General features: G+C 25.0%; 18 protein-coding genes. 15 read left to right on the top strand and 3 right to left on the bottom strand.

Annotated features, from left to right (window positions below; genetic code table 4):
* Window positions 1-8 precede the first annotated feature (8 nt).
* Genes argS through AACK85_RS01660 form a run of 4 tightly spaced genes read left to right on the top strand, consistent with a single transcriptional unit; the run spans window position 9 to window position 4,927 of the window.
* Window positions 9-1,679: an arginine--tRNA ligase gene (gene argS, locus AACK85_RS01645; protein ID WP_338970477.1), complete on the top strand. Its 1,671-nt coding sequence runs from the start codon at window positions 9-11 to the stop codon at window positions 1,677-1,679.
* A complete protein-coding gene (locus tag AACK85_RS01650; protein WP_338970480.1) occupies window positions 1,679-3,196 on the top strand; it encodes a hypothetical protein in 1,518 nt (505 codons plus the stop codon). The genes argS and AACK85_RS01650 overlap by 1 nt, the downstream gene beginning before the upstream one ends.
* Before the next feature lie 20 nt (window positions 3,197-3,216).
* Complete coding sequence (locus AACK85_RS01655; protein ID WP_338970483.1) at window positions 3,217-4,269, top strand: hypothetical protein; 1,053 nt, start codon at window positions 3,217-3,219, stop codon at window positions 4,267-4,269.
* 1 nt (window position 4,270) lies between these two features.
* Window positions 4,271-4,927, top strand: coding sequence for a hypothetical protein (locus AACK85_RS01660; RefSeq protein ID WP_338970486.1), 657 nt, complete (start codon window positions 4,271-4,273; stop codon window positions 4,925-4,927).
* Here AACK85_RS01660 and ispG read toward each other — a convergent pair.
* On the bottom strand, window positions 4,920-5,996 hold the full coding sequence (gene ispG / locus AACK85_RS01665; protein ID WP_338970488.1) for a flavodoxin-dependent (E)-4-hydroxy-3-methylbut-2-enyl-diphosphate synthase: 1,077 nt from the start codon (window positions 5,994-5,996) through the stop codon (window positions 4,920-4,922). The two genes, AACK85_RS01660 and ispG, sit on opposite strands and share 8 nt — an antisense overlap.
* A 98-nt stretch (window positions 5,997-6,094) precedes the next feature.
* On the opposite strand from ispG, the gene AACK85_RS01670 reads away from it, so the two are divergent.
* The 8 genes from AACK85_RS01670 (at window position 6,095) to AACK85_RS01705 (ending at window position 11,518) form a co-directional block, all read left to right on the top strand.
* A complete protein-coding gene (locus AACK85_RS01670) occupies window positions 6,095-6,256 on the top strand; it encodes a hypothetical protein (RefSeq protein WP_338970491.1) in 162 nt (53 codons plus the stop codon).
* 105 nt (window positions 6,257-6,361) lie between these two features.
* Window positions 6,362-7,231, top strand: coding sequence for a hypothetical protein (locus AACK85_RS01675; protein ID WP_338970493.1), 870 nt, complete (start codon window positions 6,362-6,364; stop codon window positions 7,229-7,231).
* Window positions 7,209-7,979: a segregation and condensation protein A gene (locus AACK85_RS01680; RefSeq protein WP_338970495.1), complete on the top strand. Its 771-nt coding sequence runs from the start codon at window positions 7,209-7,211 to the stop codon at window positions 7,977-7,979. Before AACK85_RS01675 ends, AACK85_RS01680 begins: the two co-directional genes overlap by 23 nt.
* A complete protein-coding gene (gene scpB, locus AACK85_RS01685) occupies window positions 7,972-8,526 on the top strand; it encodes an SMC-Scp complex subunit ScpB (RefSeq protein WP_338970497.1) in 555 nt (184 codons plus the stop codon). The genes AACK85_RS01680 and scpB overlap by 8 nt, the downstream gene beginning before the upstream one ends.
* Before the next feature lies 1 nt (window position 8,527).
* Window positions 8,528-9,271 carry a pseudouridine synthase gene (locus tag AACK85_RS01690; RefSeq protein WP_338970499.1) on the top strand — a complete coding sequence of 248 codons (744 nt, stop codon included), beginning with the start codon at window positions 8,528-8,530 and terminating at the stop codon, window positions 9,269-9,271.
* Window positions 9,272-9,278: 7 nt separating this feature from the next.
* Window positions 9,279-9,911 (top strand): deoxynucleoside kinase, encoded by a 633-nt coding sequence (locus AACK85_RS01695; RefSeq protein WP_338970502.1) that lies wholly within the window; start codon window positions 9,279-9,281, stop codon window positions 9,909-9,911.
* A 51-nt stretch (window positions 9,912-9,962) separates the two neighbouring features.
* Window positions 9,963-10,685, top strand: coding sequence for a YebC/PmpR family DNA-binding transcriptional regulator (locus AACK85_RS01700; protein WP_338970505.1), 723 nt, complete (start codon window positions 9,963-9,965; stop codon window positions 10,683-10,685).
* A 47-nt stretch (window positions 10,686-10,732) separates the two neighbouring features.
* Entirely contained in the window at window positions 10,733-11,518 is a 786-nt protein-coding gene (locus AACK85_RS01705) for a hypothetical protein (protein WP_338970508.1), read from the top strand.
* Window positions 11,519-11,562: 44 nt separating this feature from the next.
* Here the strand turns inward: AACK85_RS01705 and AACK85_RS01710 are convergent, their stop codons facing one another.
* Window positions 11,563-12,126, bottom strand: a complete 564-nt coding sequence (locus AACK85_RS01710; protein WP_338970511.1) for an inorganic diphosphatase — start codon at window positions 12,124-12,126, stop codon at window positions 11,563-11,565.
* 80 nt (window positions 12,127-12,206) lie between these two features.
* Between AACK85_RS01710 and AACK85_RS01715 the strand changes: the two genes are divergently transcribed.
* Window positions 12,207-12,905: a hypothetical protein gene (locus tag AACK85_RS01715; protein ID WP_338970514.1), complete on the top strand. Its 699-nt coding sequence runs from the start codon at window positions 12,207-12,209 to the stop codon at window positions 12,903-12,905.
* On the opposite strand, the gene AACK85_RS01720 is transcribed toward AACK85_RS01715, so the two are convergent.
* Window positions 12,895-13,074 carry a ferredoxin gene (locus AACK85_RS01720; RefSeq protein ID WP_338970517.1) on the bottom strand — a complete coding sequence of 60 codons (180 nt, stop codon included), beginning with the start codon at window positions 13,072-13,074 and terminating at the stop codon, window positions 12,895-12,897. The two genes, AACK85_RS01715 and AACK85_RS01720, sit on opposite strands and share 11 nt — an antisense overlap.
* 82 nt (window positions 13,075-13,156) lie before the next feature.
* On the opposite strand from AACK85_RS01720, the gene AACK85_RS01725 reads away from it, so the two are divergent.
* Window positions 13,157-13,849 (top strand): hypothetical protein, encoded by a 693-nt coding sequence (locus tag AACK85_RS01725; RefSeq protein ID WP_338970520.1) that lies wholly within the window; start codon window positions 13,157-13,159, stop codon window positions 13,847-13,849.
* An 8-nt stretch (window positions 13,850-13,857) separates the two neighbouring features.
* Complete coding sequence (cmk, locus tag AACK85_RS01730) at window positions 13,858-14,517, top strand: (d)CMP kinase (RefSeq protein ID WP_338970523.1); 660 nt, start codon at window positions 13,858-13,860, stop codon at window positions 14,515-14,517.
* Window position 14,518 lies beyond the last annotated feature (1 nt).

The following is a 14,518-nucleotide window of genomic DNA, read 5'->3' on the forward strand; positions in this document are numbered from 1 at the left end:
GAAAAAAAGTGAACGAACTAAACAATTTGTTATTTAACAATTTAAAAAAAATCATACAAGAAATATCTTCAGAAAATATAGAAATTATAATAGAGAGACCAAAACAAGAACCTAATGCTCATTTATCAACATCTATTGCTTTGTCATCTGCAAAAAAAATGAATAAAAAGCCAAGAGAAATTGCAGAAATTATTAAACAAAAATTAGAAGAGACAAATAATTATAAAGAAATTACTATTGCTGGTCCGGGTTTTATAAATGTTTTATTTAATGATGATTTAGTACAAAATGTTATAAAAACTGTTATGTTACAAAAAGAAAAATTTGGATCATCACCAAAGAAAAATTTTATTTTCAATTTAGAAGAAGTATCAGCAAATCCAACTGGTTTTTTGCATGTTGGTCATGCACGTAATGCTGCTATTTCAGATTCAACTGCACGTATTTTAAAATTCGCTGGATATGAAGTTCAAACAGAATATTATATAAATGATGCTGGTAATCAAATAAACATTTTAGCTATTACAATTTTATATAACTATCAATTATTATTAAATAAAAAAGTAGAAACTCCAGAAGAAATTTATGGTGGCGATATGTATATTGAAGTTGCTAAAAAATTTGTAGATAAATATGGTGATAAATTTATAGACTGCACATGAAGTGAAAATAAAATAAATAATGAAGAAACCGCCAAAATTTTCAAAGAAGAATCAACAAATTATTTTTTAGCAATTATTAAAGATCAATTAAAATTGTTTAATGTTTCTATTGATTTTTGATCATCTGAAAAAAAATCAATAGAAGAAAATCAAATAGAAAAAATGTTAAAAAAATATGCTGAATTAGGTGCTGCTTACAAAAAAGATGGAGCTGTTTGATTAAAAACAACTGATTTGGGCGATGATAAAGACCGTGTGTTAATAAAATCAAACGGTGATTATACATACATTACACCAGATTTAGCTACTCATCATGAACGAATTCAACGTTCAAAAGCAAACAAACTTGTAAATTTTTGAGGTGGTGATCATCACGGCTATATTGTAAGAATGTGTGCTGGTTTAGCGTTGCTTGGTCATCCACAAGATATTTTAGATATTGATATGATTCAAATGGTTAGATTAGTAAAAGATGGACAAGAATATAAAATGTCAAAACGTAAAGGTACTGCTGTTTGATTAATAGATTTATTGGAAATGGTTGGGCCAGATGCATTAAGATATATGTTGGCTTCAAAAAATCCAGCATCTCATATGGATTTTGATTTAGATTTAGTGACCGCAAAAAATTCATCAAATCCTGTATTTTATGCACAATACGCAACGGCTCGTATTGCAAATATTCTTATTCAAGCTGAAAAAAATAATATAAAACCATCAGCAACTAATCTATCATTACTTACTAATTCAAAAGAATTACAAATGATGATAACTTTAGATTTATTTAATAAAAATGTAGAAAGTGCAGCAAAATCAAGATTACCACATATTATTACAGAATATATACAAACACTTACAAAACAATTTCATTCATATTATGCAGAAAAAGACATTAAAATTGTTGATTTAAATAATATTGAATTATCATCACAACGTATAACTTTAATTAAAGCTTTAGAACAAGTTTTTTCAAATTCATTTAATTTAATAGGAATAAGTGTAGTGGAGCAAATGTAATGATAGATTTGCTGTATGTGTATCCTGTTTTAATTGGTGTAGCATATGTTTCGCAATTTTATTTTTTGCGTCAAGAATCGTTTAATTTAAAATGAAGAATATTTGCTGTTGAATTACTGTGTTTTTGAATTCCGATGGGTTTTGTTACAAAAATGAATATGGATCAATTCAATTTATTTACAGAACAAGTTCCGAATCAAACATCTACATCTATTGAATCTGTCTTGGCTATTTTTGGAGCAACAGGTTTTTTTACAATCATTTTAAAACCATTGGCTACTTTTATTACTGGCAGATTACATCATCGAAGATTTTGAATTTGACCTTCACATTTTTCTTTGTTGTTGACAATTATTTTTACATATTTAAATTTAAATCATCAACACATAGTTTATATTGTTTTTACTGCAATATTTTTTGCGTTTTCACTTTCATCTTCTTCACTATGATATTTAATAATTCAAGAACAACTCTTTCAAAGAACAAATCCATTTACAACAGCAACAATTACAACTGGTTTATATTTATTAGGTAATTTTACAGGTACATATTTTTGAACATTATTGCAACAAGAAATCGCAGTAACAAATTGACGATTGTCAGTTGGAGTAGTTTTACTTGTTTGCATTCTTTCTAATATAACATCATTTTGTTTAGGTTTTTTTAATAAAGAAGAAAGTATTTATGTGAGAGGTTATGGAAACAAAACAATACATTTTGATAAATATAAAAAAATATATTTATTATATGTAATTGTTATGTCATTATTAATATCTTCAATTTTTAATTTTATGAATTGTCAACTAATGCAATTTTATTTACTGGCGTTCAACAATATTGATATACAGTGATTTTTTAGACTACAGGATGCAGCTGGATTTATTCCAGAAATTTTAGTTGGTTTTTTAATTTATCATTTTATAAAACGGAAAATATCACAAACAGTTTGATTAACTATTTGTTCTTCTTTAGTTACAATAAGTGTTGTTTTGATTTTTATAATACATAATATATATTTTTTAGCAGCAATTTATATAATTTTAGGTTTAATGTATACGCAAATAACTTATTCATTATTTTCTATGGCTATATATTGAAATTATAGAACAAAAGGTACACCGGTAACCGGTTATGCAGCAAGTGCAACTACAGCAGGAAATTATTTAAGTATATTTTTTATAAGAGTGATGCAAATTAATTCAATTGGTGCATTTCGTTATTTAAATGGTAAAACTTTATCAACTCTTACAAATGATGATTTAATTATCTTACAAAATAATTATTGAACATATGGGTCTATTTTGATTGGTACTTGTATTGCGTTTAGTTTTATTTTAGTTTTAATGATTGTATTTTTATTAAAAGAATTTACTCAAATGGCACACAATATAGATGATGCAATAAAACATGATACAAAAATATTGTATGTACCAGTTAAAGGAATTGTAAATAATTATTTAACCCCATCATCACATATTTATAAAAATAATTTGAAAAAAACAAACAAGCATTTATAATATTAATAGGAGAAAATAGTATGAGAATATTTAAAAATAGAAAAATAGACTTTGTATTTAAAGAATCCTATAAAATTATATCCGCAGCATTAATTTTATTTGCGATTATTTGGGGTTATATTATTGGATTTAAACAAACAGCTCAGAATGATGTTTTTTTAAATAATCAAAATGGTGGGGTAATATTTGGTGGCGATACTTTTTTGTACACTGTCAATTTTTTCACTTATTTTACAATTCAATCTAATATTTTTGTAATGATTTTTTTTATAATCGTTTTAATTTTATATAAATATGAAGGAAAACATAAATGATTATCATTTCCGGTTGTTTGCATGGTAACTGTTTATATAACTATAACTGGTTTGATATACAATTGCTTGTTGCTTCCAACTGAAGGGGCACCAACAACAACTTCTGGTTGAGTTACATCAATGATTGAACATGTTTTTGCACCGATTGCAATGATTATTTATCTATTATTCATTATGGAAAATAAAAAATTTTATACTATTAGAGAAATGATTACGCGTCATTTATGAAGATTTATGTCTTTTCCAATTTTATATTTATTTATAGATATGATTGGTTGATACACTAAAAAAAGTTCTTCAAGTAATTCACTTTGAAATTTAGATCATCAATTGGTACAATCTTGAGTTTCGAATCCAACAGATGGTAATTTACAATTACTACAAAATTATGGATTTGGAAATGATATAACATCTGTTCAAAATTGATTGAATAATAATCCAAGTTGAACAAATAATGGAGCTTGTGCTCATTATAATTTTTTATATTTTTCTTCACCAAATGGTCTTTTTGGAATTTATGGTTGAATTGGAGCAGTAATAACAATTCTGATAATATTTGGTATAATTTTAGGTTTTATGAGTTTGTATACTTTAGAAAACAAATGAGAAATTGCACAAAAAAATTATGTAGTTAATGATTATTCTTTAGATGGAGAAAATATGGCTGAAAATATGAATGATTTATATACTGAAAAAGAATCGTTGAAAAAAACAGAAAAAGATAATAAAAATAGAAAATCAACTAAAAAGAAAGAATAACATGAAAAATTTTTTGACAAGTATTTATTTATTGACAGAAGAATTACAGAAAAAATATATTGTTGCATTAAAACCTTTTTCTTTTTTAGAAGTGGATGAAAAATATAATGCAATTAATAATGAAAAAATTGATAAAATTATTGATATTCTTTTTAAAAAATCTTTGATTTCAAAATTAAACAAGCAAAAAATAATGAATGCAATTAAATTATCATGTGTAATTAATTATAGAAATGTACCTAATGTAAGTGATTTGTTTATATTATATTTTGTTAAAATAAGTAATTCAAAAAAAAGATTATGAATTTCTGAACTAAATAATTTTCTTGATGAAGTTTTATTTAAAAAAATAAATAATTATATAAATGAATATGTAGAAATGAAAGTAAACTTAGAAGAACAACTAACTAGTAGAAAACTTACCAATAATGAAATTACATATATCAAAAAAATATTATTATGAATTGAAGAAAAAGTTATCTTTTTTAAAAATACGGATAATTATTTTTCAGAAAATAAAAATTATTTTGAAAATATTCTTTTTGAAAATGAGTTAAAAGAATGGGTTATTAAAAATATCAATTCGAAACTTTCAATTTTGGATTTTCATAAACGAGCGTTCAATATTATGTTAAATAAAACAATGCGCATTAAATAATGCGCGTTTTTCATTTTTTATAATATTCATCTATTAGTATTTTTAATTCACTTACTAAATTTTCTTGTTTAACTGATTTCAATATTTTTCCGTCTTTGAAAATTATTCCTCCATCATGACCACCAGCTATGCCAATATCCGCGTGTCCGGCTTCACCCAAACCATTGACTACACATCCTAAAATAGCAATTTTTAATGGAAAGTTCAGTTTCTCAGTATATTTTTCAATTTCACTTACAATAGGTAACATATTGTATTCTAATCTACCACAAGTTGGACATGCAATTACTTCAACTATATTATTGTATAATCCTAAATTATTCAAAATTTTTTTGGCAACTTTAATTTCTTCAATTGGATTTGTTGATAAACTTACTCTTATTGTATTACCAATACCTAAATAAGTAAGAATACCTAAACCAACAGATGATTTAATTGCTCCACTAAACAATGAACCGGCTTCAGTAATACCAATATGTGCTGGATAATTTCATCTTTCAGCTGCTAATTTATATGCATCAATAGTCATAATAGGATTTGTTGCTTTCAAAGAATAAATTATATCTTTGAAATTTAATTCCTCTAAAATTTGTATATGCTCTGCTAATGATTCAATCATACATTTTGCAGTTCATCCAAATTTTTCCACTAGTTTTTTCGGTAGTGATCCAGAATTTATTCCAATTCTTATTGGTATTTTTTTTTCTTTACACTTTTTAACAACTTCTATTGTATGTTCTTTAATGCCTATATTTCCTGGATTTATACGTATCTTTGCAACACCAGCATCTGCAGCTATTAGCGCAAATTTATAGTTAAAATGAATATCGGCAACTATTGGTAATGGTGATTGTAAAACAATTTCTTTTAATGCATCAGCATCATCATTACCCAAAACAGCAACTCTTACAATTTGACAACCTACTTTTTTTAATTTATTAATTTGTTTAATTGTTTCTTTTACATTATGTGTTTTTGTTGTAGTCATTGATTGAATTACAATTTCGTTATTTCCACCAATTTGATATGAACCAACTTTGATTGGTTTTGTCTTGTTTCTTGTGTACATAATAAAATCGCCTCTTAAAATAGAATATCACTAATATTTATAATTGGTCAGCAAAAACACTCATTTTTTTGGTAAAATATATATAGGAGGATTTAGAAATGGCTAAGAATCTTAATATAGTTTGTCTGATTTTACTATTAATATTAGGAATCATTCCGGGTATTGTTTATGCAATCTTGGGACAACATATTGCTACCTTAATTGTAGGATTGATTTGCGGAATCATTCCAGGATTAGTGTATTTAATTTTTTATCACTAATTATTTGTATAATTTATATTTTAAACATTTTCAAATTTATTTGGAAATGTTTTTTTGTTTTATGTTTAGACTTTATAAATGTTATATTAATGATAGGTGAAAAGTATGATAAGAGAAGAATTCGAAGATGCATTAAAACTACTTAAAAATAAATCTGCTAAAATTGTTAAAAACAATTTTAATAGCATAGATTTAATCGAATTAAAGAACGCTTCTCGTGATATCATAGATTTTTTAATATTGGATAATGACGATATTATATATTATGTTTTTAAAAATATTAAATATGATATATCAATAAGAATAGAACCAACTAAATTACTTTTTTCAAATGAAGAAATAGATAATTTATTTCATGTAATCAAAAGGGCGCTTGAAAAATTTTTATTTCAATATGCAAATTCTTTCAATTTTTATATTTTTACAGAAATAAAACATATGGTTAGATTTTTTATTGCAAAAAACCATAATGATATAACTTTTAGAAATTCAGAAAAATTATATAGTATGGATATGCTTGAATTTCATGAACAAAATTCTATGTTTAAATATCTTTTTTCAATTTTTGATAAATTTGCATATATTGCAAGACACTTGAGCAAAAAATATAATCCAAATTATGAAGAAAAAACAGATGTCAGATTTTCATCAACTTTTGTTAACGATGTATCTTTTTTATTAAAGTCAAATGAAGCAATACTTAATTTAGATACAACTTTAAACAAATTATTTAAATCAAATTCTTGACATTTTGTTAGAAAAATGAGAAACATTATTGAACATAATTTTGCAGATCCATCTTTAAAATATAATATCCAATGAATAATTGATATACTATTTATTTTAGTGGCTAGATTGATGATGCAAATAATAGAAGATTTTAAAGAAAATGACATGATAATCCAGCAATTGCAAAAATCTAAAACCAACAATAAAGAAGAGGAACAAAATAATGGAAAGATGACAAACGGTTAATTTAGCGAATTTTAATGGTCCATTAGACTTGTTGTTGCATATGATTAAAGAAAAAGAAGTAGCAATTGAGGATGTAAATCTAACAGAACTTTCAAATCAATATATTGATTATATATATTCTTTTTCTGAATTAAATTTAGAAGTTGCTAGTGAATATTTGACAATGGCAGCTTATTTGATTGAAATAAAAACTAAATTTTTAATTCCCAAAATGGATAATGAAATTTTAGATGAATATGAAAATCTGGAAAAAGACGAGCTTGTTAGAAAACTTTTGGAATATCATAAAATAAAAGAAGTAACTTCTTTTTTTAAAGATCAACAAACAGAATTTTTAAAAACATTTTCAAAAGATAAATCAGAAATTAAAGTAGCAAAAATAAATGAAGATAGTTTGCCACTAGCATTTCCAAATATAGATTTGGATAAATTTTCTAAAATTTTTCTTAAAATTCTAGAAAAAAATAAATTACAACAACCGAAAATAACTATTTTAGAAACAAAACATATTTCAACAGAAATGATTAAAACTACATTACTGGAAATGTTTCAATCTAATATTAATAATGTCTGAAATTTAGAAGAATTGCTGTTATCTTTTAAACCAACAATATCAACTCTAATTGCCATTTTTATTACACTTCTTGATCTTGCAAAAAAACAAATTGTAGTTTTAAGTCAAAAAGAAGATGATATTATTGTAAAATACATTAGTGACAATGAAATGATTGGTGAAATAAATGAGTAAAGAAAAAATGCTGTCAATATTAGAGGGACTATTATTTATGGCTGGAGATGAAGGCATAGTTTTAAACGATGCTACAGAAATCTTTGAAAATATTACAATAATTAAATTAGAAGAATTAATTGGAGAGTTATCAGCTAAATATTATAATGATATAACATCTGGCTTAACTATTTCAAAGTTTGCGGGCAATAGATATAGAATGTCTACTAAAAAAGAAAATTATGAGTGATATTTAAAACTTGTTGATGTAAAAACAGAAGCTAAATTATCTAATGCCGCAATTGAAGTATTAGCAATTATAGCTTATAAACAACCAATATCTAGACCAGAAATAGAAGAAATTCGTGGCGTAAATTGTGATTCAATAATTTATAAACTTAAATTTAGAGAATTGATTGAAGAAGCAGGAAAATCAGAATTACCAGGAAAACCAATTAATTATAAAGTAACAGATAAATTTATGAAATTATTTGAAATTAATAGCCTAAATGAACTGCCTCAAATAGATTTTGAAAATAATGATACTATAAGGACTTTATTTAGTTAATATGCAAGAAAGATTACAAAAAATTATAGCAGCAAGAGGTTATACATCTAGACGTAAAGCCGAAGAATTAATTTTGGCAGGTAGAGTAAAAGTTAATGGTATAGTAATTAATAAATTAGGTGAAAAAATAAATGATGATGCAAAAATTGAAATTAATAATCGTGAATTAATTAAATCTGAAAAAAAATACTATTTTTTATTTAACAAACCAAGATTAGTATTGACAACTTTAAAAGATCCAAAACAAAGACCAACAGTTGCGGATTATTTTAAAAATGAAAAAGTTCGTTTATTCCCTGTTGGTAGGTTAGATTATGATGTTTCTGGGGCTTTATTAATGACAAATGATGGCGAATTTGCAAATTTTGTAATGCATCCAAAGTATGAAATTCAAAAAACCTATTTAGCATTATGCAACGGAAATGTTTCAAAACATCAAATTAATAATTTGATGAAAGGCGTAGTAATAGATGATGATTATAAAACAAAAGCAATAAATGCAAAACTTGTTAAATATAATGTGGAAGATGATGAATCCATAATTGAATTAACAATTGCAGAAGGCAGAAAACACCACGTAAAAAAAATGCTTATCGCTGCCGATATATATTTAAAAAAATTAAAAAGAACAACCATTGAACATCTGCAAATTGCAGATGTACCATTAGGCAAATATAGGTCATTGACTGCACATGAAGTTAAACAGTTATACGGTCTTTTTGCGCAATATAAAAGTAAAAAGTAATGATAAAATGAGAATTGCAATATTTGGAACTGTAGGAGCTGGCAAATCAACAATTGCAGAAAAAATAGCAGAAAAAATAGACCATGAAATTTTTTCAGAACCCATTGAAGATAATCCTTATTTTGATTCATATTATGATGATATTAAAAATAATGTTTTTAAAACACAAATTTATTTCTTGGCTGCAAGGTCAAAACAATTAAAACAAGCTCGTTCTTTAAAAAATATTATTTTCGATCGAACTATTTTAGAAGACCCTATTTTTACACAAGTGAATCATGATTTAGGAAATATTTCAGATGTTGATTTTAAAACATATAACGATTTTTATGAAAATGTAATTTTACAAACACTATCAATTCCAGACGAACGAGTTAAATTTGACATAATAATTTATTTAAAAATTTCAACTAAAAAGGCAATCGATCGCATTAAAACTAGAGGTAGAATTCAAGAACAAAATATGGATAATACATATTGAGAACAATTAAATAAAAGATATAATGACTTTTATGAAAAATATAAAGATAAATTCAATTTTCTCGTTGTTGATGCAAATACAGATGATTTTGAAGCAAAAATAGATATAATAATGAATAATTTATATAAATTGAATAAAAATAACACATTAAAAAAATAATTTTTCGGGTATTTTTTATATAATTATTTAAATAAACAAGGAGATAAATTTATGGGAAGAGCTCATGAAGTTAGAAAAGCATCGATGGCTAAATCAGCCGCAGCTAAATCAGCATTAAATGGAAGAGCAGCCAAAGAAATATATATGGCAGCAAAAAATGGGGTAGCTGACCCAAATGCAAATTTGGCATTAAGATCAGCAATAGATAAAGCAAAATCAAAGCAAATTCCAAGTGATGTTATCAAAAGAGCAATTGATAGAGCAGCTGGTGGCGACGCAGAGGCTTATGTTTCAAACAGATATGAAGGATATGGTCCTGGATCAACTGCAATTATTGTTGATTCATTAACTTCAAATGTTAATAGAGCAATTGCAGAAATTAGGGATGCTTTTAATAAAAATGGCGGTAAATTGGGTCAAAATGGCTCTGTTTCGCATATGTTTAATGCTACTTCTATATTTGAATTTGAGGGTAAAACTTTAGAAGAAACGCTTGAATATTTAATGGAAAAAGAAGTTGAAGTAAACGATGTAATAGAAGATAATGGCAACATTATAGTTTATGCACCATTCTCATCATTTAGTGAAGTGAAACAAGCATTAGATGAATTTGGTATTAAAAATTATAAAACAGCTGAAACAATTATGACTTCTGAAAATAAAATAATTGTTAACGATACTGAAGAATTATCAAAATTTGAAAAACTTTTAAATAAATTAAATGAATTAGAAGATGTACAAGCTGTATATCACAATGCGGATTTGTATGAATAAATTCGGTTAATTTGCAATAGTAATGAAATTATTTGGAGGTGATTAATATGAATTATCAAGTAATAATAGGATTTGGATTAGTTTTTGTTGCTTGATTTTTTATAATTACTCTTTTTGTAAGAAACACATTACTAATTAGAAGAACTAATGTATTACCAATAAATTCGGCAGATGATAATATTTCAACAAGCCGAATTCAAGAAATAATTTCAAAAGCAAAAATGTATTTTAATATTAGTCATGTAAATGTTATTTATGCAGAATCAAATAATATATCATTAATGCATTCATATGATAGAAAAAATAATAAATTATTAATTCCAAAAATATTATTTAGTTCTGTTGGGTATGAAATAGATTGAATTTTAGGTTATATGTGATATGCATCAAAAATAATTCACAAAAACAAACAATTCATACTTTATAATTCAATTTATAAATTTATAATTCCGATATTATTTAGTTTATTGTTAATTGTAAGTGGTATTGCAATAATTATTGTAGGATTTTATATTTCAAATCCTAGTTTTTATGCTGACAGTGATGAATTACAATTTTTATTTAAATATCAAGTATTTTCAATTATTTCATTAATCTTATGTATGATTTATTTTTTACTTGTAGTTGCTCCGGTCAATTGAAAAGAGAATATGGAATTTAATTTTGAATCAGAAATCAGAACCTTTATAAATAATGTTTTATCTGATTTTAAAACAGATTTCATTGCTGCAAGGCAATTTGCACACGAAATAAAGCAATTTTATTTGCCATCATTTATAAAAACAAACAAAGTTAGTGATTATAAATATTTAGGTGTTTTTTCTTTTCATTAATTAAACAAAAAAATTGATATAAAAATATCAATTTTTTTGTTTAATTAAGCTTGTCCAAGTCCTTTATTTTTTCATTCTGCTAAAATTTCTTCTTTACCATTTGCTTGCAAATATCTATCTTTATATTCTTGATATCTTTCTTTACATTCTTCTAATTCTTTAAAAGCTTCGGTTTCATCACCTCAACCATTAATTTGCACTTTTTTATTTTGTAATGCTTTATATTGTAAAAAGAAATTTTCAATTTCATCTTTTAAATGTTTTGGTACATCTTCTATTTTTTTGTATGAATCAAATCTTGGATCATCTGCAAATACACCAAATAATTTAGTATCAATTTCATTATTATCTATCATTCTAATTGAACCTAAAATTCTTACATTAACAGCTATACCCGGTAATGTGGGGTAGGTAACTAATGAAATAACATCTAATGGGTCACCATCTCAGTCTAATGTTTCAGGGACAAAACCATATTCTCCTGGATAAAAATTTGCCCCATATAAAACTCTATCAAGTGATATTTTTCCTGTAATTATATCGTATTCATATTTATTGCTACTTCCTTTTGGAATTTCCACAATCATTTGAATTTTATTATTTTTCATATTCATTTTGTTTCCTCTCTGTACTATTGTATATTAAACTTTTTAATAGTGTATAATAAAGTGGAAGATGGGGTGTTTTTATGAAAAAAAACAATGAAAATATTGTTTCTGAAAATACCAACACCGATGAATTATTGATAATAAAACATAATGAACAAAGAAAAAAAATAACTAAATATTTTAAAATTACTACACCACGTGTTACATTTATAGGATTAATTTTAGGAATAAACATTATTTTTGCATTTATTGGAAAATATATAATGGGAATGATTCCGTTTCCTATGGGAGGTGGATTTTTAGTTATTGAATTGACATTTTTTACTTATTTAGTTTCTAATTATATTCTCAATTTGTTTTATACGATTATTTTGCTTACAGCCGCAACTTGATTAAGATTGGGATTAGTTGGTGATGAACCAATTGGATTACTTGCATTATATTTGGGTGATTTAGGTGGCTTGCTAATTTTTGCTTTATTAGTTTTTATTATAAAAATTTTTTTTTATGTAAAAAAACAAAATAAACTTAATGAAATTAAATGACAATATATTATTTTTACAATTGCAGGAATATTTTCAATTCTTTTAATTTCTGGATTAGAAGTGCTTTTTAATTGAAGTTTTATGTTGAGATTATACGGAATAAACGGAAAGGCTGCCGATATTTTTTTAATACCTATTTTTGCGTTTAATATAACAAAATATACCATTAATTTTGTAATATTTTTATCTATTTTGTATGTTTTAAATAGTTTAAAAACTAAATTTAACTTTTAATAGTAATTGCGCCAGTTGGACATACCATTTGTGCTTCTACAAGCTCCAAATCATTATCGTACGCATTAGCTAAGCCATCTTCATCAAGATATAGTGTATTTGTTTCATCAATTTCTATACAAGCAAGACATCCGATGCATAATTCCTTGTTAACAAATGTTTTTTTCATATAGACCTCCATAGTTATGAATATTTTAGCATAAGATGGAAAAATAATTTATAATTATAAAGTTGAGGCTTAGGTGATTTTTATGTCAAGTTATATTTCAAGAATGGAACGCAATAAAGGCAAACATAATGAAATAAATAAAATGATTGCAATCGAAAAACAAAAAATGATTCATGAAAATCATGAAGCTGGTTTTTTAAAATCATTAAGTGAAATAGATGAAGCGTATTTTATGAACTGTATTAAAGAATTTGATGCTAAACATGAATTGGAAAAACCATATTTAGATATAGATCGGTCAAAAAAATTAGTCCCAGATGATTTAAGATATAATTTACGTGTCTTGATAAATGAACTTGAAATTACAAGAGATTCTGATTTTCGAGTTAAAAATCAATTTGAAGCTCAAAAAATGAAAGAAAATGATGATAATGCTTTAGTATTAACAAGTGAGAGATTTATCAATTATATGAATTCTTTAAATTTAATTGAAAAAAATTTTGAAAATAAAATTAAAAAATTGAGAGAAAAAACGTTAAATAAAGCGCCAATTCAAAATGAAATATCTGCAAGTACAGTTATGACAATCAGAAATAAAGATAATCGTTCAATGAGACTGATGTTGAAAGAAGTAGATGATAAAACAAATGAGTCGTTAAAAACAGTGACCACAACTTATTCAAGATATAAATGAAAATTGAAATTTACAAAATGATTATTTCCAATATTAATTTCAATTTTATTAATTTGTTTAATTATTCCAATTTTTATATAGGAGGAAATATGGCAATAACAATAGCAGTAGATGGACCAGCAGGTTCTGGCAAATCATCAATTTTTAGTAAAGTTGCAGAAGTTTTAGGTTATGTATTCTTGGATACTGGTTTAATTTATCGTGCATTAACATGATATGGACTCCAACAAAAAATAAATTTTGAAAATGAAAAAGAAATCATAAAGTTACTTTCTAAATTTGATTTTAAAATTGAAAATGGTGAAATAATTATTAATAATGAAAATATAAATAATTATTTGATGTCTCATGATATTTTGGGTAATATAAATAAAATTACTTCAATACCAGAAGTGAGATCGTGAATTGTAGAAAAAGTCAGAATGATGGTTAAACAAAGTGGTTATGTAGTTTTGGGGAGAGATGTCACATCAGTAATTTTACCAAATGCTGATTTAAAAATTTATTTAGATTCATCTGTTTATACAAGAGCAGAGAGAAGACTAAAACAAAATATTGAAAAAAATGTGCAACCAAAAGATTTGCATAAAATAGAAGAAATGATAATTACGCGCGATTATAATGATACAAATAGAGCTATTGGCCCGCTTGTTAAAGTGAAAGATGCTTGAGTAATTGATAATAGCAATAAAAATATAGATGAAATTGTTAAAGAAGTTATTGATAAAGTAAATAACATGATTAATTAAA

The organism is Spiroplasma endosymbiont of Labia minor (genome assembly GCF_964019845.1).
In the GTDB taxonomy this organism is placed as follows: domain Bacteria; phylum Bacillota_I; class Bacilli_A; order Mycoplasmatales; family Mycoplasmataceae.